This window comes from Prosthecobacter sp. (assembly GCF_044227185.1).
In the GTDB taxonomy this organism is placed as follows: domain Bacteria; phylum Verrucomicrobiota; class Verrucomicrobiia; order Verrucomicrobiales; family Verrucomicrobiaceae; genus Prosthecobacter.
The window spans coordinates 403,455-427,629 of the sequence record NZ_JBGAFO010000003.1; the positions used below are offsets into that span (position 1 = coordinate 403,455).

The 24,175-nt window shown below is 62.5% G+C and carries 18 protein-coding genes; all 18 read right to left on the bottom strand.

The genetic code is table 11. The features are described 5' to 3' along the window. Nucleotides 1-112: 112 nt before the first annotated feature. A complete protein-coding gene (locus tag ACILSQ_RS09505; RefSeq protein ID WP_395743369.1) occupies nucleotides 113-895 on the bottom strand; it encodes a sterol desaturase family protein in 783 nt (260 codons plus the stop codon). Then, the gene (locus tag ACILSQ_RS09510) at nucleotides 892-1,224 is read right to left on the bottom strand and encodes a hypothetical protein (protein WP_395743370.1); all 333 of its coding nucleotides are present in this window, start codon (nucleotides 1,222-1,224) and stop codon (nucleotides 892-894) included. The genes ACILSQ_RS09505 and ACILSQ_RS09510 overlap by 4 nt, the downstream gene beginning before the upstream one ends. 28 nt (nucleotides 1,225-1,252) lie before the next feature. Continuing rightward, nucleotides 1,253-2,206, bottom strand: a complete 954-nt coding sequence (locus tag ACILSQ_RS09515; RefSeq protein WP_395743371.1) for a hypothetical protein — start codon at nucleotides 2,204-2,206, stop codon at nucleotides 1,253-1,255. Then, nucleotides 2,203-2,460 (bottom strand): hypothetical protein, encoded by a 258-nt coding sequence (locus ACILSQ_RS09520; protein WP_395743372.1) that lies wholly within the window; start codon nucleotides 2,458-2,460, stop codon nucleotides 2,203-2,205. Before ACILSQ_RS09520 ends, ACILSQ_RS09515 begins: the two co-directional genes overlap by 4 nt. 37 nt (nucleotides 2,461-2,497) lie before the next feature. Beyond that, nucleotides 2,498-2,731 carry a hypothetical protein gene (locus ACILSQ_RS09525; protein WP_395743373.1) on the bottom strand — a complete coding sequence of 78 codons (234 nt, stop codon included), beginning with the start codon at nucleotides 2,729-2,731 and terminating at the stop codon, nucleotides 2,498-2,500. A gap of 129 nt (nucleotides 2,732-2,860) precedes the next feature. Further along, on the bottom strand, nucleotides 2,861-6,121 hold the full coding sequence (locus tag ACILSQ_RS09530; protein ID WP_395743374.1) for a PSD1 and planctomycete cytochrome C domain-containing protein: 3,261 nt from the start codon (nucleotides 6,119-6,121) through the stop codon (nucleotides 2,861-2,863). 105 nt (nucleotides 6,122-6,226) lie between these two features. After that, complete coding sequence (locus ACILSQ_RS09535) at nucleotides 6,227-7,546, bottom strand: dipeptidase (RefSeq protein WP_395743375.1); 1,320 nt, start codon at nucleotides 7,544-7,546, stop codon at nucleotides 6,227-6,229. Nucleotides 7,547-7,577: 31 nt separating this feature from the next. After that, on the bottom strand, nucleotides 7,578-9,323 hold the full coding sequence (locus ACILSQ_RS09540) for a cell division protein FtsZ (protein ID WP_395743376.1): 1,746 nt from the start codon (nucleotides 9,321-9,323) through the stop codon (nucleotides 7,578-7,580). Nucleotides 9,324-9,355: 32 nt separating this feature from the next. Continuing rightward, a complete protein-coding gene (gene ftsA / locus ACILSQ_RS09545; protein WP_395743377.1) occupies nucleotides 9,356-10,573 on the bottom strand; it encodes a cell division protein FtsA in 1,218 nt (405 codons plus the stop codon). Nucleotides 10,574-10,578: 5 nt separating this feature from the next. After that, nucleotides 10,579-11,535, bottom strand: coding sequence for a cell division protein FtsQ/DivIB (locus tag ACILSQ_RS09550; RefSeq protein WP_395743378.1), 957 nt, complete (start codon nucleotides 11,533-11,535; stop codon nucleotides 10,579-10,581). Between the two features lie 195 nt (nucleotides 11,536-11,730). Next, nucleotides 11,731-12,717: a DUF1080 domain-containing protein gene (locus ACILSQ_RS09555; RefSeq protein WP_395743379.1), complete on the bottom strand. Its 987-nt coding sequence runs from the start codon at nucleotides 12,715-12,717 to the stop codon at nucleotides 11,731-11,733. 28 nt (nucleotides 12,718-12,745) lie between these two features. Further along, nucleotides 12,746-13,540, bottom strand: a complete 795-nt coding sequence (locus ACILSQ_RS09560) for a metallophosphoesterase family protein (protein WP_395743380.1) — start codon at nucleotides 13,538-13,540, stop codon at nucleotides 12,746-12,748. 477 nt (nucleotides 13,541-14,017) lie between these two features. Continuing rightward, nucleotides 14,018-14,296, bottom strand: a complete 279-nt coding sequence (locus ACILSQ_RS09565) for a type II toxin-antitoxin system Phd/YefM family antitoxin (protein WP_395743381.1) — start codon at nucleotides 14,294-14,296, stop codon at nucleotides 14,018-14,020. 62 nt (nucleotides 14,297-14,358) lie between these two features. After that, a complete protein-coding gene (locus tag ACILSQ_RS09570) occupies nucleotides 14,359-15,750 on the bottom strand; it encodes an NAD(P)(+) transhydrogenase (Re/Si-specific) subunit beta (RefSeq protein WP_395743382.1) in 1,392 nt (463 codons plus the stop codon). Between the two features lie 13 nt (nucleotides 15,751-15,763). Further along, entirely contained in the window at nucleotides 15,764-16,045 is a 282-nt protein-coding gene (locus ACILSQ_RS09575; RefSeq protein WP_395743383.1) for an NAD(P) transhydrogenase subunit alpha, read from the bottom strand. Between the two features lie 6 nt (nucleotides 16,046-16,051). After that, nucleotides 16,052-17,182, bottom strand: a complete 1,131-nt coding sequence (locus ACILSQ_RS09580; RefSeq protein WP_395743590.1) for a Re/Si-specific NAD(P)(+) transhydrogenase subunit alpha — start codon at nucleotides 17,180-17,182, stop codon at nucleotides 16,052-16,054. A 123-nt stretch (nucleotides 17,183-17,305) separates the two neighbouring features. Next, entirely contained in the window at nucleotides 17,306-18,706 is a 1,401-nt protein-coding gene (locus tag ACILSQ_RS09585) for a DUF1501 domain-containing protein (protein ID WP_395743384.1), read from the bottom strand. 57 nt (nucleotides 18,707-18,763) lie between these two features. Next, complete coding sequence (locus ACILSQ_RS09590) at nucleotides 18,764-24,109, bottom strand: PVC-type heme-binding CxxCH protein (protein ID WP_395743385.1); 5,346 nt, start codon at nucleotides 24,107-24,109, stop codon at nucleotides 18,764-18,766. Nucleotides 24,110-24,175 lie beyond the last annotated feature (66 nt).

Below are 24,175 nucleotides of genomic sequence, written 5' to 3' on the forward strand. Positions count from 1 at the left end.
GTTGAGATGGAAGGTCAATATCGGGGGCATGTACGACAAGGAAGTGCTGATCTTGCCATTTTGGGGGTAGAAGGCCGGGCCTGGGCAGGAAAGTCCATGCTCCGGGCGGGGATCATGCTGTATTCCGCTTTTTGCGCCGGAACGGGTGCCAGAGCTGGCCGAGGTAGTGTTTGGAAATCGGTTCGTGGATGCCGAAGGCCTCCGGCTCGTGGTCCGGGCAGCGGTAGGTGCCGAAGAGGATGTCCATGAGCGGGGAGATGTTGGCGTAATTGCCGGCGTCGCGCGCCTTGTCGTGGTGCCAGTGGTGCAGCGCGGGCGCGCCGAGGATCATGCCCAGCGGGCCGATGGGCAGGCGCACATTGGAGTGAATGAAGATGGCCCACAGCCCGCGGAACGCGAGGAAGCCCGCCAGCGTCTCCAGCGGAAAGCCGAGGATGAAGGCGGGCAGATTGATGATGCCCACCGTGTAGATCGTATCCAGCGGATGCTCGCGATGCGCGGCCAGCCAGTCCAGGTGCTCCGCGCTGTGGTGGATGGAATGAAAGCGCCAGAGGAAGGGCAGCGTGTGCTGAAGGCGGTGCGCCCAGTAGATGAGGAAGTCGCTGAGCACGACCATCTCGATGGCCTGCAGCCACCACGACTGAGCGGCGACACCGGCGCGGAAATGCGCGGGCACGATGCCATCCAGCCAGCCGCGAAAGTGGTTCAGCGCCCAGAACACCAGGCCGCTCCAGAGAAGATACTGGCCGAGGAGGAAGCACAGGTCCGTCCAGAACGCGGGGCGGAAAAACTTCTGTCCTTCGCGCGCCGGGAAGAGCTTTTCCAGCGGCCGGAAGAGCACCACGAGAAAGAGCAGGCTCAGGCTGGTGGAAAGGATGATGGCGGGAAGGTTCATGGCTTTGACGGTGGAGTGGTGGCGGAGCCTGCTGAGCCGCTGGTTGTGTCGGGCACGATGGGGAAGACCCATATGGTGGAAATCTTTTCCAGCTGCTGAGCGGGGATAACGGCCTCGAGAGGTACTTTGGAGCCCGGAAGCATCAGACGCCTCTCATCGGCAGGTGTCACCGTGCGATGTGTGGATGGTGAATCGTTCGCCGGGGGATAGTTGGAATGTGAATGGATCACCGTGCGACGTTTGAATTGTGAATTGATCACATAGACGGTCAGCAGCGTCAGTGATGACACAAGCGCTGCAAGGCGGATGACTTGGAAGCGAGTGCGCATGGTCACAGGGGAAGTGCCTGACTCCTGGTTATTTGCGCGGGAGCCGTGAGTCTTGATGAAGTGATGGAGTGGGAGGCTCGTTGATGGTCAGGGGCGTGAGAAGCTGGAACAAAGGCCGGTAAAAGACACTGTCCGGCACCTCTTTCGGCCTCTGGCCGAACCACATGCCCGTATAGACCGGGACCGGCGTTTGCTCGTAGAGCCTGACTTCGGCGAGCCTTGCAGGAGCAATGGCCTTTCTGCTCTCGTCCGCTGAGTGGCCGTCATCCGCGAGGATGCGCTGGATGTTAGTTGGCTGCTCCAGCGGGTCGGGCGGAGTGGATGATTGAAGGGAGTCGGGCTGCGGGCGGGTCTCGCGGCCATCATTCGCCAGAATGCGCTGGATGTTTTGCGGCTGCTCCAGCGAGCCGGGCGGGTCAGGTGGAAGGGCGTCAGCATACCAGGTCAGTTGATCTGTGAGTAAAGGGAGGCCGGTCGAGAACTCGGTCCTGGCCGGAGATTCGAAGCGGAAGATTTCGAGCTCCGGAGGGAGATTCGACGGAGTGATGGCCAGCGGCGGCGCGAACACGGCGGCCGATTTTGACCCCGGCATGATCTGCCGGCTCCGATGGAAATACTTCGCTGCGAGTTTTGCGGGAGTCGTCATTCGTTCGCTGTTTTCGGGGCCGTTGCCATGATCTCCCAGAACCCGCGCGTTCATGGGTGATTTCCAAAGAGGCTCGGCGGAGCCGGGCGGGTGGAGGTCTCCCACCGCCACGTCAGCAAGCGCGGGCTGCATCTGGTGGGGGCGGGAATCAGTGGCGGCCAGTGCGGCGATGGGATCGGGGGGCGGTGATGGAGTTTTTGGCTGCGGCCATTCCGTCTCTGTGTCGGCGTGGTCCTCCAGAGGCTTGGCCGAGCGGTGTGAGTACACCACGTAGCAAGTGAGGAGCGTGACCGATGAAGCCAGAGCTGCGAAGCGTGCGATGCCAGAGGAGTTCATGGCCTGGGTGCAAATGGATCAGAAGGTGCCTGGACCGCTGGTTCGGCTGTTTTTTCATCCGCTGCCGTGGTCTCAGTCTCCCGCGTGACAAACACAGGGCGGGTGAGGGCTTTGGAACTCGGAAGCATGAACTCCTCGCTGGCCTCCTGCTTCGCCGTCCGGCTTTTGGACTGGGCATAAATCACGTAGGCGGCCAGCAGGGCGAGTGACAAGGCCAGCACGGCGAGGCGGACGAGTTTAGAGCGAGTCTTCATTGCTGAAGGAAAGCAGCAGGATGCGCGTGTGTCCCATTCACGGCTTGGCAGGCGGTGGCTGCGACTTGCTGGTCTGCAAGGCATCTCCGGCAATCGTGGTCCCGCCGGTGTAAGATTTACTGCCAGACATGATTAAGGTGCCGCTCTTGGAGCCCGGTATCATGGCTGGGTTGGATTGTTTCTGCGCGAACCAGGCGCAGCCGAGGAGAAGGCTCAGCGAAGAAAAGACGACGGCACAACGCAGCCAAAGGCGGGCACGTGGCGAATTCATGGAGGTATGCTACCGCGATCGCCGGAGCGGTGTCGAGACATTTTGAAATGCCTGGGATCGCGCCAGACACCTCCTGCCTGCTGGGGACGGGGCGCGGGGCGACAGACTCGAGCGCCCATCGCGCCTGACTCAATCCTCAAACATGAACTCATTGCTCATGAGCAGTACCTGGGCGAGCTGGCTGAGGGCGCTTTGGGGTCTGGCGCGGCCGATGGGCCAGCGGCTGGCGTCGCAGAAGTCGTTTTTGGAGTTGGTGAGGACTTCGCCGGTGTCGGCGCGGCTGATGGTGGGCTGCCAGTCAAAGCTGTCGCTGTCGGTGCCGCCTTCGTTGTGGACGATGAAGCAGAGGGTGTCTCCGCGCTTCACCTCGGTGGTGAGCTGAATGGGGACCTTCTTGTTCTGTGGCGTGCAGAGCTGCTCGGCCAGGATGCCGGTGCGCAGGTTGTAGATCCAGGCACGGACGCCATCGCCACGATCGCTGCTGCGGGAAAGGGTGCTGTCGATGGAGATCTTCATGTCCGCGGGGACGTGCCAGCGGGCGGTGACGACGAAGCCGCTGGGCGCGGCATGACCGCCGTAGTTGGCCCAGAAGACGTGGCCCCACACGGGGTCCGGGATTTTTGGCGCAGGGCTCCAGATTTTCTGGCCACCGCCGCCGCGATCGGTCAATTGCGTGAAGGCGAGGAAGTCGGTGAAGCCGGGCTTGCCCTCAGGCGTGCGGGTGAACTTCATGGTGCCGTAGCTCCAGCGGAAAGGCTTCTCGGCGTTCAGCGCGGTGGCATCCGCGGCGAAGCGCTGGGCCAGCTCGACTTCATCGGGCTTGGGATCGCGGGCGAGGACGCGGTGATACATGGCGCGGATGGCCTCGGAATCGAGCGTGGTGCCGGTCAGCGGGGTGGCCTTGGCGATGGCATCGGCACGGGCGCGCATGAAGGGGCTGTTCATGAGGAAGAGCGCCTGCTGCGGCACGGTGGTGTTGAAGCGCTGCGGGCTGTGGCTGTCGGGATTGGCGAAGTCAAACATGGCCGGCACGCTGGCCTGGTCGTAGCGGTCCACTTTCAGATACACGGTGCGCAGGGTGTCGGCATCCTTGGCGTTCAGCTCCGTGGCGCGGCCGCCGTGCCGGTGGGTGTCCAGCTCGCCGGAGGCGGAGAGGATGGAGTCGCGCATGGTTTCATAATCCAGGCGCTGGCGGTTGAAGCGGCTGAGCAGGTCGTTCTCCGCGTCCTTCACCATCTTCTCCGGCGTGGCATGGCTGCTCTGCTGGAAGGTGCGGGAGGTGAGAATGAGCGTGTGCAGCTTCTTCAGGCTCCAGCCGCTTTCCATGAAGGTGGCGGCGAGGTAGTCGAGCAGATCCGCCTGCACCGGCTTTGCGGTCTGCACGCCGAAGTCGCTGGTCTGGGAGACGAGCGGCTTGCCGAAATGCTGCAGCCACACGCGGTTCACAATGACGCGCGCGGTGAGCGGGTTGTCCTTGCTGGCGATGTGTTTGGCGAGATCCAGGCGGCCGCTGCCATCGGTGAATTTTTCACCTCCAAACATCGTGAGCCAGGCACGCGGCGCCATCTCGCCCTGCCTCCCGGGGTTGCCACGAATATAGACGTGGACATCCTGCGGCTTGGGTTTGTCCACCATGACCATGGCGCGCGGCGGCGCGCCGGGGTGGGTGCTGTCCAGCTTGGTGCGTTCGTTGTTAAGGCGCACCACCGTCTCACTGTCCTTGCGGGTGAAGAACACATTGGCCCCTTCCACCGGCACGGACATGGGCGAAAGCTTGTCCTGCATGAGCTGGCGCACCGGCTCCACTTTGCTTTCGAGAATGATGCGCGCATAAGCCAGCGCGACGTCCTTCATGGACTTCGGCGGCGTCTGCGTGAAGACAGCGGCGATTTCCGGTGTGCAGCCGCTGCCGGGCTTGGCGAGCTCTTGCGCGATGGCCGGCGCCTTGGCGGCAAACTCCGCCGCGGGGATCTGGGCAAAGCGGCTCCATGCGATCATGGTGGCATGTGGTTTGGCGCTGAGGGCGTAGCGCTTCAGAAATTCGCGCCACTGGCTGGCCACGCGGTCGCGCAGCTTCACCTGGCCGGCCTTGCCTTTGAAGACGGTGCTGTCTTTCACGTCCGCCTCTTCCTGCGCAAAGGCCAGATAGTCGGCCAGACGCTCCGGCTTGCGGAACTCGTCATACACGGTGCGCTTGAAATCGAGCTCCTTCTTCTCGATCTCCGCCACCTTGGCGTTGTAGTCCTTGGCATCGTTTTCGTTCGCCGCCTTGCCGATGATGGGCAGCACGGTGTCGTCCGGCTCTTCGCTGCTGTTCAGGATGCTGTAGATCGCGTAGTAGTCGCGGCTGGGGATGGGGTCGAATTTGTGATCGTGGCAGCGCGCGCAGGCGACCGTGAGGCCCATGAGGCCGCGGCCGATGACATCGATGCGGTCATCGGTGATGAGCAGCTTGTCGTTGATGAAGCGCTCTCCCACATTGTAAAAGCCCAGCGCCGCGAGGTCGGGGGAGTTTGGCGTGGCGGCGGTGATGCGGTCCGCCGCGAGCTGGTAGCTCACAAACTTGTCGTAGGGCATGTCATCGTTCAGCGCCTTCACGATCCAGTCGCGGTAGGTGTAGGCAAAGGGGTAGTAGTTGCTGCGGCCCGCCACCTGGTAGCCGTTGGTGTCCGCGTAGCGCACCACATCCAGCCAGAAGCGCGCCCAGCGCTCGCCATAGGCGGGCTGGGAGAGCAGCTCTGAAATCACCGCCTGCGGGGCGGGGTTCTTTTGCAGAACTTCATAGCTCGGCGGCAGTCCGGTGAGGGTGAGGTAGAGGCGGCGGGTGAGGAGGGCGGGGTCGGCCGGGGCGGCGAAATCCAGTCCGGCGGCCTTGAGCTTAGCGCCCACGAAGGCGTCGATGGGATTGCCGGTGTAGCCGGCGGGCAGGGCGGGCTTTTGCACGGGCTTGAAGGCCCAGTGCTGCATGGGGTCGGCCTTTGGGTGCTCGCCCACCGTGGCTTCCACGGGCCAGGGCAGGCCCATGCTGATCCATTTTTCAATCGCGGCGATCTGCGGCGCGGGCAGCTTGCCGCCCTTCTTGGGCATGGACTCGACACCGGCGACGTGATTGATGGCCTTCACCAGCTTGCTTGCACTTGGATTGCCAGGCTCCACCACCTTGCCGTACTCGCTGCCGCGGATGATGGCCTCGCGTGAATCGAGGCGCAGGCCGTTCTGGTGCTTGTGCGCGCTGTGGCATTCGTAGCAGCGCTCGGCGAGGACCGGGCGGATGTTTTTCTCGAAGAACTCGATCTGGTCAGGCGGAAAGGTCTCGGCGGCCGGCGCGAGGGAAGCGGCGACGGCAAAGCCGCCCAAAACGAGAGAGGGAAACTGGAGGCGGAGGGTCATGTGGGGGTTCGACGGAAAGCGACTCTACACCACTTCCCGCCAAAATCCATACGCGCAGCAGTTGTGCCACCTTGCAGGGGGCAAAAGTGCGGTTTTTGCCACTTTTCAGACCTGATTTGCCTTCAGCACGCGGAGCATGTTCCCGCCGATGACCTGGCGGATCGCGTCATCGCTGTGCCCGCGCATGATCATGCCCAGGGTGAAGAGGGGCCAGTTGGACCAGGCGACGCTCTGCTCGGCCTCGATGGTGGTGACGTAATCATCCTTCGGCCAGAGGTGCTCCCACCTGTCGGCGCTGCCGCCGGGGGCTTTGAGGAGCTTGGCGCGCTCCTCCTTGTCAAAGCGGGAGGTGTAGGCCACGTCGCAACCGATGGCGGCATGGCTGGCGCCGAATTTTTTGATGAGATGATCCAGATGATCCATCATCGCCGTGATGTCTCCCTTGCCGCCGAGGAAGCGCGGGATGCAGCAGATGCCCACGAGGCCGTCAGTGTCGCAGATGGCCTTGATGGTGGCGTCGGGTTTGCCGCGGAAGTGCTCATAAACGCCGCAGCAGGTGGTGTGGCTGGCCACCATGGGTTTGGCGCTGGCCTTGGCGGCGTCGAGGGCCGTCGTCCAGCCGCTGTGCGCCACATCCACGATCACGCCGATCTTGTTCATCTCCTTCACTGCGGCGTGGCCGAAGTCGCTCAGCCCGCCATCGTGGGGTTCGCCGGCACCATCGCCCAGGGGGTTCCGGCGGTTGTAGGTGAGGTGCATCATGCGGGCGCCGAGTTCGTGGAAGATGCGGACGAAGCGCAGTTCATCGCGCACGCTCTCCCAGTCCATCTTCAGCGGCACGCCGTTGGTGGTGAAGCACAGGCCGACATTTCCCGCCTTCTTCAACGCCACAATTTCATCCGCCATGACCACTTTGGACAGCGCGGGCTTCAGCAAATCCGTGGCTTTGGTGAAATGAGCGAAGCGTTTGATCAGGCGCATGGGGTCGCTGCCTTCCTCGCCGGTGTTTTGGAAAATGCAGGTGACGCCGGCGGCGTGGAAGGCATCCAGGAACTCCTTGCGCTCGCGCTCATTGGTGGCGTTGCGGTTCATGGACATGGACTCGCGCAGGTCGGTGATCTCGGCGGCGCCGGCGCCGGCTTTGATGGCCTCGTTCATGGCCTCGGCGTCGATGGCGCAGCGGGGGGCGAAGCCGTAGCTCTCAAACACGACGGAGCCGAAATGGAGCTCCCAGGCGTGCTCGATCTGCGCCTGGGTGGGCTTCAGCAGGCCGAGCGCGATTTCACGGGGCTTGTCGATGGCCGGATTGCCGGTGATCCAGGATTTCTTGGCCTCCTGCGAGCGGACGAGGATGTGGAAACCGCCCGCGCATGCGGCAAGCGGAAGTGATTGAAGCAGGCGGCGGCGGGAGAAAGGGGCGTTCATGCGTGAGAACAAACGCGCCTGAGCCCGTGTTTTAACGGCGCAGCTTCTTCTTCAGGCGCATCCAGGTCGGGACATCAAGGTCCTCACCCTGCACGATGGAGGGCTCGGTGTCCTTGAAGCGGCCGCGGTCTTCTTCGCCGAGGCTGAAGGTCTGCTGGCTTTCGGCGGCGGCCTTGGGGCGGGCAAGCACGGCGGTGGTGGCGCTGATGGTGGTGGCTTCGGATTCAGGCTCGTCGAAGGAAATGAGATCATCCTGCGCGGGCGCCGGCTCGGTCTGCAGGGTGACGCTGCGGGCCACGACGGCGGCGAGGGTGGATTCCTTGCTGCTGCGGGCGGCATCTGCCAGCTCCTTGGCGGCCGGCGTGCGCACCGGAATGCGGGCTGTTTCCTGGGTGGAGGAAACGACCGGAGCGGGGGCGACGACGGGCTCCTCCTCAATGAACGGGTGTTCTTCTTCCACCTGCGCCACCGGCTGCTCCTGGAGTGGAGGTGGGGGAGGGGCCTGAGGCAGAGGCTGGGGCTGCACACGGGCGGCGTCTGCCTGGAGGCTGCCCAGAGGGAAGGCCTCTCCCACAGCGGGGACGGAGACAAATTCTTCGGACTTGAACAGAAGATCAGGCGGAGACTCCACCGGCGGCGGCGCGTAGGCGGAATGGGCTTTTCTCACGGCAGGCTCGCGCTTGGGAGCAGGTGCCGGAGCTGGGGCGGGTGCAAGCGCGGCGGGTGCGGGCGCTGGCGCCTCAATGCGCGGCTGCAGCATTTCTGAAGGCGGAGCAGCGGTGGCGTGGGCGTTGAGCTGGTTGAGGCCGAGCGAACTGATAAGCGTGACGGCGACGGCGTCTCCGAGCTTCGCATCGACCCCGAGACCGAAAAGAATGTGGGTCTGATCCGGCACATGGCGGCCTAGCTGCTTCATGACGCCTTCGACTTCCACCAAGGTGAGCGATTCGCCACCAGCCACGTGGACCAGCAGGTTCTTCGTCTGATGCAGGAGGCGGCCGGAGTCGATGAGGGGGCTCTTGAGCGCTTTCTTGAGCGCCTCGGTGCCACGGTTCTGGCCGCGGGCTTCGCCGAAGCCGAAGAGGCAGCGGCCGTTGGCGTTGGCCAGGGCGGAGGTGAGGTCGTCGAGGCCGAGCTTCACCAGCCCCGGGGTGGTGGTGATGGTGGAGATGGCGCGCAGGCTCTGCGCGATGAGCTGGTCCGCCTGATTGAAGGCTTTCTGAATGCCGTCCTTCGGCAGGATGAGCTCGCCCATGCGGTTGTTTTCAAACAGGACGAGGGCATCCGCGCGCTTTTGCAGGAGCTCCAGGGCCTCCTCGGCCTGGGCCAGGCGGCGGCGGCCTTCAAAGCTGAAGGGCATGGTGGCCACGACGAGCACGAGAGCGCCGGTGTTCTTGGCGATTTCTGCGATGACGGGGGCCGCACCGCTGCCGGTGCCGCCGCCGAGACCGGCGCTGATGAAAATGATGTCGTGGTTTTCCATCGACTGCCGGATCTGCTCGCGGGAGAACAGGGCGGCCTCACGCCCGAGATCGGGGTCGCCACCGGCGCCGATACCCTTCATGAGCTCGGCACCGAGCTGGATTTTGACCGGGGCCATGGAATGGCCGAGCACCCGCACATCCGTGTGCGCGCAGACGAGGGTGGCCTCCACAATGCGGTCGAGGGTGATGCGATCGACAACATTGGAGCCCGCGCCGCCGACGCCGACGATGCAGATACGAGGTGCTGCAGAGCTGGCACCTTCGGGAGATTGGGAGCGGTCGTATTCTACCATAATCGTGGGTGGTTGAGGATGGAGTGCTTGCTTTAAAAAGTGATGGATGAAAGGAGCTCCTGCATGCGGCGGCCGAGGCGCTTGAGGGGAGATAGAAAGGGCTTCTCGCTGTCCAGAATCTGCGCGTAACGGATGAGGCCGATAGGAGCGGAGTATTGCGGATTCTCGAAAGTGGCGGTGATGCCGCTGACGGGAGCCGAACCTGCGCGCGTGACCTTGATCCCAAACACTTCGCGGGCCACCACGTCAACGCCTTTCATCATGCTGACGCCGCCGGTGAGATAAATGCCCGCGCCCAGACGGCCGAGGTGGTCCTCCACCCGCACGCGCACCTGGGTTAATATTTCTTTAGTGCGGAGGTTCATGACCTCGTTCAGGAAGGCGCGCTCGATCTCGCCGAGGATGAGGCCGGTGTCGTCCTCGATGCTGAGCATCTCGCCCTCAGGCACGTCTTCATAGAGGACGCTGCCCTCCTCCACCTTCAGGCGCTCGGCGCGGCCGTTCGGGATCTGCAGCGCCATGGAGACATCGTTCGTGATGTGGTCGCCGCCGAGGGGGACACAGCCGGAGGCGGTGATCATGCCGTCTTCATACAAGACATAGTCACAGGTGCCGGCGCCGAAGTCGATCATGAGAGCGCCCTGCATCTTGGCCTCACGGGTCAGCACGACCTGTGCCGCGGCGACGGGATTGAAAACGACGTCCTCCACCTCCAGCGGAATCTCACGCACGCAGCGGATGGCATTCTGCACCCGGCCGCGCACGCCGTGGATGATGTGGTAGTCCGCCTCCAGCACGCGGCCCTCGCGCCCGATGGGCTGGCGCACGGCCTCCTGGCCATCCACGATGTACTGGCGCGTGACGCTGTGCAGGAAGACATTCGACTGCGGGATGGAGACGCTGCGGGCGATCTCCTTCGCCTCCTCCACATCGTCCTCGCCGATCTCCGTCTGCTCGTCCGGCAGGCGGTGGCGGCCGCGGTTGTTCAAGCTCTCGATGTGGGCTCCGGTGACGCCGAGGAAGACATTGCGGATCATCACATCGCTGCGGTCCTCCGCGCGCACGAGGGCATCGTTCACACAGGTCTGCACCTTTTCAAAATCGACGATTTCGCCTTTGCGCACGCCACGCGAGGGGGCCTGGCCGACGCCGAGAATCTTGATGGCGCCGTCGCGTTTGGCCTCCCCCACGACGACACAGATCTTGTGCGTTCCGATTTCGAGTCCTGCGTAGATGGTGCTTTTGGCCATGGGATTCAGCGTGCAGGTGGGGTGGGGGCGGTCTCCGCCAGATTCAGCCCGGCGATGTCCGGCGTTTCATGAAAGGTGACGGGAGTATTGACGCTGGCGATGAGATTCAGCGTGGCAATGCGCCACTGGCGCGCGCGCGCTTCATGCATCACGCGGTCAAAGCGTGCGAGCTGGGGATCGAGATCATCCACTCCGAAAGTGATCCTGGCCTCGCCTGTGAAATGCGCGACGAGGGACCAGGAATTGGGGATTTCGATGGACTCCAGGGCGGGCAGGTCGTCCTTCCCGCGGCTTTGCAGCTTCTCCATCAGGCGCAGGGCCGCGTGCATCTGCAGATCCTTGCAGGGCACGCCGGGGGTGGCCTCGCTGAGCGCCGCGAACTGGATGCGGGGCATGGCGAGGTATTCCTTGGTGATGACATTGCAGGGCACCAGCGCGCCCTCGGCATCGATGAGGCAGCCTTTGCCGCTCAGCGGGGACATGAGCTTGTGCTTCGGGCATTCGATCCAGGCGACCGGCAGGCGCTGCACCACATCCAGCGTGAGCTTGCCATGGTAGTCGCGCTGGATGACCGCGGACTTCACCTGCGGCAGGCGCTCGATCCTGGCGCGCACGTCGCGCAGGTTCATGGTGAGGAGGTTGGTGGCCTCGGTGAGGCCGGTGGCGGCCACGATCTGCTGCCGGGTGAGGGTGCCGGCCGTGTTCACCTCCACGGTCTTCAGGAGGAACTGCGAATTTTTCTCCAGCGCCTCATGCCACGTGACCCAGCCGACGCCGATCACGAGCATGGCGGTGATCAGCCACATGGCGGTGCGAAAGCCGCGGCGGCGGCGCTCCACGGCCTCGTGCTTGCGGATGACGGGGGATTCCGGTTCGTAGTCGATGACGTGGGTGCCCACTCCCTTGCGCTTGGAAGGAGAGCGCTTGGCTGATTTTTTGGAGCCATTCTTGGCAGCAGGCATGAGCAGGCGAACTGAAAGTCCAGTCCCAAACACAGGCGGGATTGGTAGTTAATGGGCCTTAAATAAAGGAATCTCAGTCCGTTTGCCATAATTATTCGCGAAAAAATGCGGCCCTTGTATTCACAAAGGCGTAGGTTGTTCACAATTTCGGGCTAAGACAAAGCTTAGGTTTGTGCGCTGGAAGCGGTGTCAGCGTTACTTGCGCAGCACCCAGATGTTCCGGTAACGCACGGGGTTGCCGTGGTTCTGGAGATAGACCGGCCCAGGGGTGTTCTCCTCTTTGTTGGGGGCGGAGGTCGTGGCGCCGGGGAGTTCCTGATTGTCATGAATCACCACGCCGTTGTGTTTGACGGTGATCCTGGCGTTCGCGGTTTTCTTCCCGGCAGCGTCGTATTTCGCGGCGGTGAAATCCACATCGTAGGTCTGCCAGGTGAGGGGAGGGAGGCACATGTTCACCTTTGGCGCAGCGATCTTGTACAGGCCGCCGCACTCATTGTCCTTCCCTTCGAGGCCGAAGCTGTCGAGCATCTGCACCTCGTAACGGCCCTGGAGGTAGAGGCCGCTGTTTCCGCGGCCCTGACCGCGGGCCTCGGGCATGTAGGGCAGGAAGAATTCCACGTGCAGGCTGCAGTCGCCAAAGGTGTCCTCGCTGGTGATGCCCTCCATCAGAGCGGCTGCCTTTTCATCGACACGTGACTTGGGAAAGCGGTTCACGCCCTTGCCGTCAAAGAGCACCACGGCATTCGCCGGCGCTGGCGCTCCGAGTGTGGTGGATTCGCGGTTCATGCGGTTGAGCTCCATGATCTTCACGCCGTCCGAATTGTTCACCAAGATGCTTGCACCGTTGACCTCCGCCTTGATGGAACCGTCGGGAGATTCAAAGGAGGCACTCTTTGCGCCTTCGGCCCGTGTGCCAATGACCCGCGTCATGGTTGAGCGGTCTCCATCCCAGCCCGCGCCTGGCAGGCCGCCCAGGTGGCTCACGGCCTCAAACTTTCCACCGCCCTGCGCCCAGATCTGCACACCGTAGGTCTTGCCGTCGATCTCACCGACGTACTCGCCCTGAATCGGGAAGTCCTCGTTGGTCTGTGCCGGATCGGTGTAGGCCTTCGGCTTCGGCGCGGCGGGCTGCTGGGCGTGGAGGGTGATGGCGAAGAGGAAAGCTGTGAGGAGGAGGCGCATGGGGAGGGAAAGGTGGCGGGGAATGGCATTACGCTCGGTCTGGGAGGGACGTTGCAGCGGTGAGCCCGATGGTGAGGTCAGGGATGAAGCCCTTGTTGGGACTGTCGGGGTAGGCCCGTGGGTTGGCTAAAACACGAGTCTCTCCAATCCGGTAGTCATTGCTGTGGTGAATGTGACCATGCACCCAGAGCTGCGGCTGAAACTCCTGAATCAAGGCATCGAGATGAGAAGCGTAGGCACAACTGATCTCCTCAGTGCGCCTGCGTTCGGGCAGTGACAGAAGCGAAGGGGCGTGATGAGTGACGACCACGGACTGCCGGGGATCGCCGCTGCCGAGGAAGTTTCTCAGAGCATGAACCGAGGCCAGATGTGCCAGACGAGTATCACGGGGGGAGAGGCGCTTGTAGCCACGGGCTGAGTTGCGCACGCGCTTATAATCATTCATCACGGGACCGGCCACGGCCGCCCCGTCCATCCAGTCGCCCATGAGCGCCATGTCCGTCCAAAGGGTGGCACCGAAAAACCGGACGCCGCCAATCGTTACGGATTCATTCTCCAGGAAGTGGACGTTGGTGCCCCGCGCCTGCTCGCGCAGCTTGTCAAACAGGCTGGGATAGTTCTCGCCGTAAAACTCGTGGTTTCCGCAGATGTAGATCACTGGAACATCGGGGAATTCGCGCAGGATCCACTTCAAGCCGTTGGTCTTGGTCGAGACATCGCCCGCCAGCACGACGCAGTCACAATCCACCTTCGGCAGAGAAACCTCGCCGAATTCTTGATGGAGATCGCTGACCACATGGATGCGCATGGATGCCTGTAGCATGCGGGGCGGGGATTTCCAAGCGGGGCAGTTTTAAAGCATCTATTGAGACTTGCGAAATGGGGTGACACCCTTCAGTGCTGGCTGGTGACCTCCCTTCAAAGGGAGGCCTGCTACCTGCTCCTGGAAGGAGCAAAGAGGGTAGCCGGTGGTGAAGCGAGGCTTGGCGAGCGAGAACCACCGGACTACGTGCATGGAGCCCTCTTGCCCAAGGCCGCATGCTGAAGGCATGCGAGAGGTGTACGCGGACTCCACGTCCACGCTGGTTGGCAGCAGGCTTCTCGCATACCTCCGGTATGCGCCGTTCACGGGATGTGGCGCACTGCCTCAGTCCGGTGGTTCCCGCTGCACCGCTGCGCGGTTTCGCTTCACCACCGGCTACCTTCTCTGCTCCCTCCGGGAGCTCTGGACAAGACTGCGTGTGAGGGGGGCTGATCTTGGGCGACTGTTGTCACCCTCTTATTATGCGAGTCTCATGGTTCATTTTTGATCCCAAGGGTCGCGGAGCTCGTTGAGGGGGCCAGCCTGGGCATTTTTGCTGAAATGAACTGCGTCAGCCAGGGCCTCCGCCGTTTCATCATCGAGTGTGCCATAGAGGTCACCGAAAACTTCCAGCGCGTTTTGAGCCTGAGGTTCCGGAACAAGCCGGACGATTGGTTTACGATTACGCACAATCACGACCTCTTCCTGGCTGGCTGCGACATCATTCAGAATGGAGCTGAAGTTTCGGGATGCTGCAGCGACGGTCATTGTTTTCATGGGTGTAAACAAATTTGGGCCATCATCGGAAAAGTCATTCGACATTCGTCATTGCTCCCGGCTCACCCAGCCTTCACCAGTGTCACCAGCTCCTGCAGGGAAGCCTTGGCATCGCCAAACAGCATGCGGCAGTTGTCGCGGAGGAAGAGGGCGTTTTCGATGCCGGCGAAGCCTTTGCCCATGCTGCGCTTCATGACGATGACGGTGCCGGCTTTCTCGGCCTCGATGATGGGCATGCCGTAGATGGGGCTGGACTTGTCCTCGTGTGCGGCGGGGTTCACCACGTCATTGGCGCCGATGATGAGGCAGACGTCCACGCGGTCCATCTCGGGATTGATGGTTTCCATTTCAACGAGCTGGTCATAGGGCACATCGGCCTCGGCGAGCAGGACATTCATGTGGCCGGGCATGCGACCGGCCACGGGATGGATGGCGAAGGTGACCTCGACGCCTTTTTTGGCGAGTTCATCCGCGAGCTGCCGCACCTGATGCTGCGCCTGGGCCACGGCGAGCCCGTAGCCGGGGACGATGACGAGGCGTCCTGCCATGCTGAGCAGCAGGGCAGCTTCATCTGCCTGCACGGACTTCACACTGCCGGTGGCGGCGGCACCCGTGCCGGAGGCGGCATCGGCTTTGCCAAAGGCGCTGAAGAGAACGTTTGTGACCGGCCGGTTCATGGCCTGGCACATGGCGAGGGTAAGGATGGTGCCGGAAGAGCCGACGAGCGTGCCGGCGATGATCATGGCGACATTGTCGATGGCAAAGCCGTCCGCCGCCACCGCGAGGCCGGTGAAGGAATTCAGCAGGGAGATGACCACGGGCATGTCCGCACCGCCGATGGGCATGACCATCAGCACGCCGAGGGCGAGGGCGATCACGAGGAAGAGGCCCATGAGCACCATGCTGTGCGAGCCCGAGGCCATGGCGAACGCCAAAAGGAGGCTGACCACGAAGAGGGCGGCATTGAGCCACTGCTGCGCGGGATAGGTGACGGGTTTGTCAAAGTGGCCCTCCAGCTTGAGAAAGGCGATGACGCTGCCGGACAGGGACACGGCGCCGATCATGGCGGCGCACAGCATGGGAACCACAAACTTCAGGCTCGAACCCGGATAGAGATGGGCAAACTCGATGGCGGCGACCAGGGCCGCCGCGCCGCCGCCGGCGCCATTGAAAAGGGCGACCATCTGCGGCATGGCCGTCATCTTCACCTTGTAGGCACCCGCCGCGCCGACGACCAGGCCGAGCACGATGCCGGTGAAGATGAGGAACCATTTCCCCATTGGCACGCCGCCGCCATGCGAGCCGTGCAGATGCGGCAGCACCGCCAGCAGCGCGAGCAGCATGCCCAGGCCTGCCACGAGATTTCCTCGACGCGCTGTCTTGGGGGATGCCAGCATCTTGATGCCGAGAATGAACAGAACGGCGGCGATGAGAAAGGCGAAGGAGGTGATCATGGCGGCGGCAGTCTCACTTCTTGCGTTTGAACATTTGCAGCATGCGGTCGGTGACCATGAAGCCGCCGAAGACATTGGCGGAGCCGAGCACTACGGCGAGAAATCCGGCGGTGGTCTGGATGAAGCCGTCGGACTCAGCGAGGGCGAGCATGCCGCCGAGCAGGATGATGCCGTGGATCGCATTGGTGCCGGACATCAGCGGCGTGTGCAGCATGGAGGGCACCTTGGAGATGAGCTCAAAGCCGAGAAAGACCGACAGCACGAAGATGACAAAGATGAGCATTTCCCCGGTCATGGCATGTCAGGTGGTGGTGGCGAGTTTTTCATTCAGGATGCGCCCGCCGTGGGTGACTACGCAGCTTTTGAGGATGTCATCCTCCAGCTTCAGCTTCAGCGCCTGGGTCTCCTTGTCCCAGAACTCCGTGAGCAGCGCGGTGATGTTTGAGGAATACATCTGGCTGGCATGCACCGGCACGCGGCAGGGCAGGCTGGCGGTGCCGATGATCTTCACGCCTTTGCGATCGGTGATCTGGTCCGCCACGACGCCTTCCACATTGCCGCCGCTCTCGACCGCGAGATCCACCACCACGCTGCCGGGCTTCATGGCATCCAGCATTTCGCCGGTGAGCAGCAGGGGCGCGCGCCGGCCAAACACCTGCGCTGCGGTGATGACGATGTCACACTCGGCGCAAATGCGCGCCATGCCTTCGCGCTGGAGCCTGAGCTGCTCGTCTGTCAGGGCCCTGGCGTAGCCGCCTTCGGTCTGGCCGGTCTCGCCCACGTCGATCTTCACAAACTTGGCACCGAGGGATTTCACCTGCTCCTCGACGACGGGCCGTGTATCGAAGGCCTCCACCTTCGCGCCCAGTCGCTTCGCGGTGGCGATGGCCTGCAGGCCTGCGACGCCTGCGCCGATGATGAAGACCTTCACCGGCTTGATGGTGCCTGCCGGTGTCATCATCATGGGGAAAATCTTTCCGGTCTCCGCCGCGGCTGCGATCACCGCCGCATAGCCGGCCAGGCTCGCCTGTGAGGAGAGCACATCCATCTTCTGCGCGCGGGTACTGCGCGGCACCATTTCCATGCTGATGGCGCTGACCCCGCGTGATGCCAGCGCACGAATGAGCTCCGGCGACTGAAAAGGATCCAGCAGCGCGATGCAGACCGCGCCTGCACGCAGGGCGCCCGCTTCTTCGAGGGATGGCTTGCGGACCTGCAGCACGACATCTGCATTTGCGAGCATGGCCGCGCGGTCGGTGTGAACCGTGGCTCCTGCCCGGGTGTATTCGATGTCACTGTGGCCGCAGAAATGTCCGAGGCCGGACTCGACTTCGATCCTGGCTCCCAGGGCGGTGAGCTTCGCCACATGCTCGGGCACCAGGGCGGTGCGCGTTTCTCCTGCGTGGGTTTCTTTGGGAACAACAACAGTCATCGGCATGCGAAATCACGAACGATGGTAGAGACTGGCATCTAGCCCTCATCGTGTAAAGAATGAAAGGAGCGTGGGCGATAGGCCACGGTCCTAACGGGGCGGAGCTTAACGGCCTGCCCGGACTCAAATGAGCTCCCGCAGCGGCGCGCCCTGATCCACGATGAAGTTCGGCCTCCCCTGATGATCTGTGTAGGTGGCATCCAGCGGCACGCCCATGTGGTGATAAATGGTCGCGGCGAGATCGCCGGGTGTCACGGGGCGTTCATCGATCTGAGCGCCGTCTTTGTCCGAGGCGCCAATGACCTGGCCGTGGCGGAAGCCGCCACCGGCGAGAGACATGGACATGACATGCGGCCAGTGATTGCGCCCGTCCGTGCTGCCCTGCGTGCCGAGCGTGGGTGTGCGGCCAAACTCGCCCATGGTGATGACCAGCGTGTCATCGAGCATGCCGCGCTCAGCGAGATCGCTCACGAGGGTGGTGATCACGTGATCAAACACCGGCAGCAGCGGACGAAGGCCGTTCCAGATGCCGCCGTAGGGAGGGATGTTGTCGCCGTGATTGTCCCAAGTGCCGGAGGCGCCGTGGTTGCTGAGGTCGATGGTGACAAACGAGGAGCCGCGCTCCACGAGTCGCCGCGCGAGCAGCGCCTGCTTCGCCCAATCATGCTCACCGTAGCGGTCGCGCACTTTCTGCGGCTCCTTGTTCAGATCAAAGGCCTCCTGCGCGCGGCCGCCGGCGACGATGTCGAAGGCCGTTTGGGAGAAGCTGTCCATCGCGCTCATCATGCCGCTGGCATCGATGCCGGCACGCAAGCCGTCCATCTGCTGGCTCAGGGTGAGACGCGACTGCAGGCGGTCCATGGTCAGGCCCGCGGGAAGCTGGAAAAGCTTGGTGGCGCTGCTGCCGTCAAAGGGATCATACTGCGTGCCGAGATAGCCGCCCCAGGCCACGTGGGAACGCGACTTCATGTTCAGCACCACATAGGGCGGCATGGCGGGATGATTGGGGCCATGATGCTTCGCCACAATGCTGCCAAAGGACGGATAGTATTTCGCCTTGGCATTGGTGCGCGGCTCATTGGCCAGGTTTGCCGTTTGCATCACCATGTTGGGCTCATGATTGCTGAAGCGGCAGTCCACTGAGCGGATCAAAGTGAACTTGTCCAGCATCGCGGCCTGCTTCGGCAGATACTCGCAGATGTGCGTGCCCGGCAGCTTGGTGGGGATTGTTTTGAAGGGGCCGCGGATCTCGCGTGGCCGCTCAGGCTTTGGGTCCCAGGTGTCGATTTGAGAGGGGCCGCCGGTCATCCAGAGGAGGATCACCGCTTTGCCTTTCCCGGTGGTCTTTCCTTCCGCGTGCAGTTTTGTGAGCGCCGGCAAAGTGAGACCGCCCAGGCCTGCGAGGCTTGTTTTCAAAACCGAGCGCCTGCTGTGCACGACCACGCCATCCCGCACACGCGGGTTCATGAAGCCGAAGGCGTGCGATCCGCCATGGCCGCTGCATTGATGGTCGGGAGAAGACATCGGGGTCCAATACGCGCCAGAAGAGGGCTCTCTAGCCACATAGTGCGAATCCGAAAATTACTTCGGCGTTTGCAGATAGGCGATCAAGTCCGCCAGCGACTGCGGTGTGAGCGCGGCCTCGAGGCCTTCGGGCATCAGGGAGGCACCGGTGCTTTGCAGCTTTTCAATCTCACTGCGCAGCACCGACTTCGTCACATTGCCCGCCATCTTCAGGGTGAGGCTCGCGCTCGTCTCCGTGGTGATCACTCCATAGAGCTGCTCGCCATTTTTCAGCGTGCAGTGGTAGGCCATGAATCCTGGCTCAATGATCGCGCTCGGGTCGAGGATGGAATTGAGCAGCTTCTCCGCATCATGCTGCACGACGCTGCGCAGGTCCGGGCCGAGCTCGAGGCCCACGCCGTCCAGCTTGTGGCAGCTGATGCACACCTGTGCAAACACCGTCTTTCCTTTTGCGGCGTCGCCGTTGAGTTTCAGGGCTGGTTTGAACTTTTCCACCACGGCGGCGCGCGCGGCGCTCGTGGAATCCGCAAACACCGCCGCCGCCTGTTTGGCGATCTCCTTTTTCGGATGCTTCACCAGCCGCGCCCGAGTCGCCGCATCGCAGCCTTTCGCCTCCGGTCGCTTCAGCAGAGCGAGAGTCCATCCATCGTTGGAAAGCAGAGTCTCGATGATCTGCAACCGCACCGCAGGCGTTCGTTCATTCCATTCCGCCAGCAAAAACTCCACGCCGCTCTGCGGCTGCAGTTTCCCCACCAATCTGAGCACCTCCGGGCTGGCAGATCTTCCCCACAGCTCCGGCAGCAGCGCCCGCACCATCTCCCGATGTCCGCGGTCAGAAGCCAGCAGCGCCAGCTCCGCCATCGGTGGCGAGGCCTGCGCCGATTTCACCGCCGTCACCGCTTTGGCGAGCATCTCAGCCATGGCCTTCAATCCTTTCTGCGCTTCGGCTGAAGTGGTCTGCTCCATGAACTTCGTCAGCGAGAGCCCGTTCCCATCCAGCACCGCCAGAAATTCGGCGGCATGTTTCTGTGAGTCCGGACGCGACAGCAAAGCCGCCAGCGCGGTCTCATTTTTCACCGCCAGCGCACACCGGAACAGCATGCCCATGACGCGGTTGTCGCCTTCAGGGAAAAGCGAGCACACTCGTTCCAGATGCGGCAGCAGCGAACTCATGGCCGCGCCTTGCAGAGGCGAGCCATCGGGAGCTGTCTGCAGCAGTGCGGTCAGCAAGTCCGCCGCCCAGTCGCCCTTCAGCTCGCCAAGCGTGCAGGCCAGTTGCAGCCTCACCTTCTCATCCTTGTCGTCTGCCATTCGGGCCAGCACCTTTTGCAACTCGCTGTTGTCTTCAAGCCACTTCATCTTCTCCGCCATTTGCAGCGCCTGCTCACGAACATGTGGCGAATCATCAACCAGCAGTTTCAATCCCATGGCTGGGATCAGTTTGCCGTTTGTGAGCAAGGCCCAGGCGGTTTGTGCCCGTGTCTGCGCTAGTTTGTCCGTCAGCAGCGTTTGGACCTCGGTTTTCGAAACTCCCCATGCGATCATCATCTGCGCCTTGTCGCGCTGCCAGCCATTCGCGGCGCCCAGGCCCTGTATTGTAGTCCCGCCTTTAGGCGGTTCCTGAGAACGGCTCACTTTCCAAATTCGTCCCTTGTCATCCCCTTCACGGTAATGCGGCAGCAGTTCTTCCTTCCCGTTCTGCGGCAGCCACTGCGGGTGCTCGATCATGTAGCGGTACATGTCCGCCACCCACAGCGCGCCATCCGGGCCGGTGCGCACCATCACGGGGCGGCACCAGCGGTCTTCGCTGGCGAGAAAGTCCATCTTCGACTCCGCGGGATCGCGCGTGGCCTTGAAGGTCACACCGTCGTCCTCCAGCACGTGATGCTGCACCACATTGTGAAACGGCTCGCAGGTGAAGGCGTGGGTTTTGCCATCGTCAAACAGCACGCGGTCGCGGTACACCTCGATGCCGCAGGCGCTGGTAAAGCGGCCTGCTTGATCGAAGCTGTGAAAGCGCTTCTCCATGCTGCTGGCGGGATACACCGGCGGATTGCGCGGGAAGAGCTGATGAACCGGATCTGGCGGGATGACGTAGGGATTGCGGCGGAGGTAGTGATCCTGCAGGACGTAGTGCCACAGGGGAAAACTGTTCTGCACTCCGAACCAGTGACCCCAGTCATCGCGCGCACGGCCAAACTGCGAGGGGCCGCTCTGGGGATCAAACTCGCCCGTGTCGGGCTTGAAGCGGAAGTCGCGGCTGCCGAGATCGATCTTCTGCCCGGTGAGCTTGCATTCGATCTGGGTGCCCTTGTTGTAGCCGCCGTGGTGCGCGCCTGCGGCGCAGTACACCCAGCCGTCCATGCCCCAGCGCAGGCCGTTGACGCGGAGCTGCTGGTTGCCGGTGCTGAAGCCGGTGTAGAGCACTTTCTTTTCTCCATTGGGCTTGATGAGAAAGATGTCTGGCGCGGCAGTCACCAGCACGCCATCGCGCCAGGTCAGGATGCCGGTGGGGTAGCTGAGGTCGTTCACGATCACGTTGCGCTTGTGGTAGCGGCCGTCGGCGTCGGTGTCTTCGAGCATCACCACGCGGCCGCCTGCTTTGCCGCTGCCATCCATGCCGAGGGGGTAGTCGGCCATCTCGATGACCCAGAGGCGACCTTTGTCATCCCAGTCAAATGCCACGGGGTCCAGCACCACAGGCTCTGCGGCGACGAGGTCGATGCGGTAGCCTTCACGCACGTGCCACTTTTTTGCGGATTCCTCGGGAGAGAGCGGCTGGGAGGCGAGCTCCACGTTCGTTGTTGATGCAGGTTTTTCCAAACCGGTGACGGCCACATCTGTGAACTCGCCCTCCAGCGGGGCGAAGCCATCGCAGCGTCTGCCGAAGAACAACCCGGTCGCTTCGGGCGCGGTGACGGGAAGCTCGGCGTCGATCTCCAGTTTGCCATTGAGCATGACCTTCACGCGTGTCCCGGTGCGCTCCAGTTTCACGTCATTCCACGAGCCGGGGGCGATGACGGTTTGCCCACGCACGATCTGGTTCGCGGCATTGCCGTTAAAGACAAACAGGCGCCCGGGCTGCGAGTCTTTGTAATGGCCGCCGATGCCGAGATGATCTCCCGGAGCCTGATGATCGCCCTTGGGGCCGCGGGAGATGAGGTAGGCGGTCACGGGGCTCGCGTCGTTCGCTTTTGTGTTGCGGAAGCGCAGAGAGGCCGACCATTTTTCATGTCCTTTTAAAATGGCCGAGGTTTGAACCTGGGCTTGTTTCGCTCGTTCCGCCCGTTTGACCGCGTGCCGCGCATTGTCTTCGGCCACCTTCGAAATGTCCCAAAGTTTGGCGATGACAGAGGGCTCAATGACGCGATCCCAGACGGTAAGTTCGTCCAGCCGACCTTGAAGCCCTTTGCCAAAAGTTGCCTCTGCTGCCGCCTTGCCGGCTTTGCCTTCCAGCGAAGGTTTCTCCGCGCCGTCAATGTGCACACGCACGGTGTCGCCATCACGGATGAGAACGGCGAAATGCCAGTCGTCTGCAAACAGCTCCTCCTTCGACTCCTCGCCTCCCAAGGCAAGACGCACGTGGTGTCTCGCGTCCTGGTGCGCTTTCAAGCTGACACCGAGTGCGTTGATCAACTCACCCGTGCGATCGCTCGCGCCGCTTTCGTGGCCGAGCCAGAACCAGAGGGCGATTGAAGCCTGAGCTCCCCGCTTCAAGTTGGTGACTTCAATATGGCCTCCGGCCAGGTGAATGGAGCGGTTGATTTTGTCAGGCCGGGTTTTTACCTCCGGCTTGAGGGCGGATTCATCGTCATAGCCACGTCCGGCATTGATTCCAGGCACCCATAAGGCATGGGGGCCTTTGATGGCCACCTGGGGCATGTCTTGAGAGGGGGCTCCTGAACCAATCGTGCCGTAGCCATCATCCTGGAAATCCACATGGGTTGAAGCCATTGAGTGTATTGCCTCCTTCGAGTAGGGGGCCAGTTCATGGCTCAGTGCGCCGAAAAACTTCGGCTTTAGCTCCTCCCACATGCTCACGAGAGCCTCTCGTATCTTTGATTCGGCGGCCACCTCCAGGCCGGCGGTTCGCGCCGGCCATGTAGTGTAACCTCCCAGTGCGTGCTGTTCGAGCGGCGGTATGTAACCCTCGGCTCCATTGGCGAGTTCGATGTTGAAATGGCTGATCGACGTTTTGACGGACTTCAACTGCAACCCCGTGATTGCATAAACTTCGTTTGGCAGCGTGGCGATGCTCAGGTCACCAATGCGGATGGCCTGCAGTTTCACGCTCGTCTTCTGGCGCTCATGCAGGATCAGCGCCTCACGCGCATACACTTCCTCTTTGTTCTTCGGAACATCGTTCACAATCTTCGCTGCAATGGGCCGCGCCCATGCCAGCCGCTTTTCATCCGGTACGCGGTATGCCAGCTCCAGCGTCTTCTCCACCATGCCGAGTGGCACATGGTCGTGATACTTTACTGTCCTCAGCGCCAGCATTGCACTCTCGGCCACAGCGCTGGCATAAGCATCCAGGGTGATGTTTTTCTTCTCCGCTCCGTAGTCCATCCACATCTGGTCGCCGCTGGTGCCCTGGGACATGGCGCAGACGAAGGGGCCGTTGCCATCGCCCGGCTGTCCTATTTTGGCGGCGAGGTGCTTGCAGAAGAGACCATAGTAGTCGGATGAAATGGGACCGCTGCCGAAGTAGTGCTGCGAGTAGTTTGCGAGAACGCCGAGCGGTTTGCCGTCGGTGGTTTGCAGGGAGATGACGGAGAGCTGCGGATCGACCGGGCCGCTGGGGCCGACGACGTCTTTGCTGAGGTAGCCGGGGTGCATGTTGGCACGCCCTGTAGGTTCGCCGAAGGGATCCACCACCTCCTTGCCCTGCAGGCGAATCCAGCGTCGGTTGTGCGTGTGCTCCCAGTCGTCAAAGCTGCCCCAGCCGATGCGTGCGGGCTGCAGGGCCTTGTCCGCCGCGACGATGGCCTCGGCGATTTTCGGTGTGAGGAATTTGCCATACTCGGTGTCCTTGCGTGTGCCGAGGCAGCCCATCGCCGCGGGTGCGGAGTGGGTGTGCGTGGCGCTGACCATCATGCGGTCCACCGGAATGCCGCACTGTTTTGAAGCGAGCGCCTTGGCTTCATCGATGAGCGTCTGCTCCATCATGCAGGTGTCCACGATGGCGAAGGCGATCTTCGTCCTGCCGTCATCGAGCACAAAGCTGCGCACGTGCAGCTTGTCCGTGATCTTTTCACCCCGCCCTTCGAGAAACCCGCCCGCTATGATGCGCGGAAAAGTCGTCGGCGTGATGTCGATGGCGGAGACGCCCGCGCGGAAAACAGGCTGTGCATGGAGCGTGGCCGCCAGGGCTGAGAACAGGAAGAAAATCAGGGACTTCATAGAGCTCTCAGCAAACGGGACGTGAGCGCGATTCCTTGCCACACCGCCACAGGAGCATGTTTTCAT

Coding starts and splice junctions, on each gene's coding strand:
- ACILSQ_RS09505 (WP_395743369.1), bottom strand. CDS start 895: ATGAACCTTCCCGCCATCATCCTTTCCACCAGCCTGAGCCTGCTCTTT.
- ACILSQ_RS09510 (WP_395743370.1), bottom strand. CDS start 1,224: ATGCGCACTCGCTTCCAAGTCATCCGCCTTGCAGCGCTTGTGTCATCA.
- ACILSQ_RS09515 (WP_395743371.1), bottom strand. CDS start 2,206: ATGAACTCCTCTGGCATCGCACGCTTCGCAGCTCTGGCTTCATCGGTC.
- ACILSQ_RS09520 (WP_395743372.1), bottom strand. CDS start 2,460: ATGAAGACTCGCTCTAAACTCGTCCGCCTCGCCGTGCTGGCCTTGTCA.
- ACILSQ_RS09525 (WP_395743373.1), bottom strand. CDS start 2,731: ATGAATTCGCCACGTGCCCGCCTTTGGCTGCGTTGTGCCGTCGTCTTT.
- ACILSQ_RS09530 (WP_395743374.1), bottom strand. CDS start 6,121: ATGACCCTCCGCCTCCAGTTTCCCTCTCTCGTTTTGGGCGGCTTTGCC.
- ACILSQ_RS09535 (WP_395743375.1), bottom strand. CDS start 7,546: ATGAACGCCCCTTTCTCCCGCCGCCGCCTGCTTCAATCACTTCCGCTT.
- ACILSQ_RS09540 (WP_395743376.1), bottom strand. CDS start 9,323: ATGGTAGAATACGACCGCTCCCAATCTCCCGAAGGTGCCAGCTCTGCA.
- ftsA (WP_395743377.1), bottom strand. CDS start 10,573: ATGGCCAAAAGCACCATCTACGCAGGACTCGAAATCGGAACGCACAAG.
- ACILSQ_RS09550 (WP_395743378.1), bottom strand. CDS start 11,535: ATGCCTGCTGCCAAGAATGGCTCCAAAAAATCAGCCAAGCGCTCTCCT.
- ACILSQ_RS09555 (WP_395743379.1), bottom strand. CDS start 12,717: ATGCGCCTCCTCCTCACAGCTTTCCTCTTCGCCATCACCCTCCACGCC.
- ACILSQ_RS09560 (WP_395743380.1), bottom strand. CDS start 13,540: ATGCTACAGGCATCCATGCGCATCCATGTGGTCAGCGATCTCCATCAA.
- ACILSQ_RS09565 (WP_395743381.1), bottom strand. CDS start 14,296: ATGAAAACAATGACCGTCGCTGCAGCATCCCGAAACTTCAGCTCCATT.
- ACILSQ_RS09570 (WP_395743382.1), bottom strand. CDS start 15,750: ATGATCACCTCCTTCGCCTTTCTCATCGCCGCCGTTCTGTTCATTCTC.
- ACILSQ_RS09575 (WP_395743383.1), bottom strand. CDS start 16,045: ATGACCGGGGAAATGCTCATCTTTGTCATCTTCGTGCTGTCGGTCTTT.
- ACILSQ_RS09580 (WP_395743590.1), bottom strand. CDS start 17,182: ATGACTGTTGTTGTTCCCAAAGAAACCCACGCAGGAGAAACGCGCACC.
- ACILSQ_RS09585 (WP_395743384.1), bottom strand. CDS start 18,706: ATGTCTTCTCCCGACCATCAATGCAGCGGCCATGGCGGATCGCACGCC.
- ACILSQ_RS09590 (WP_395743385.1), bottom strand. CDS start 24,109: ATGAAGTCCCTGATTTTCTTCCTGTTCTCAGCCCTGGCGGCCACGCTC.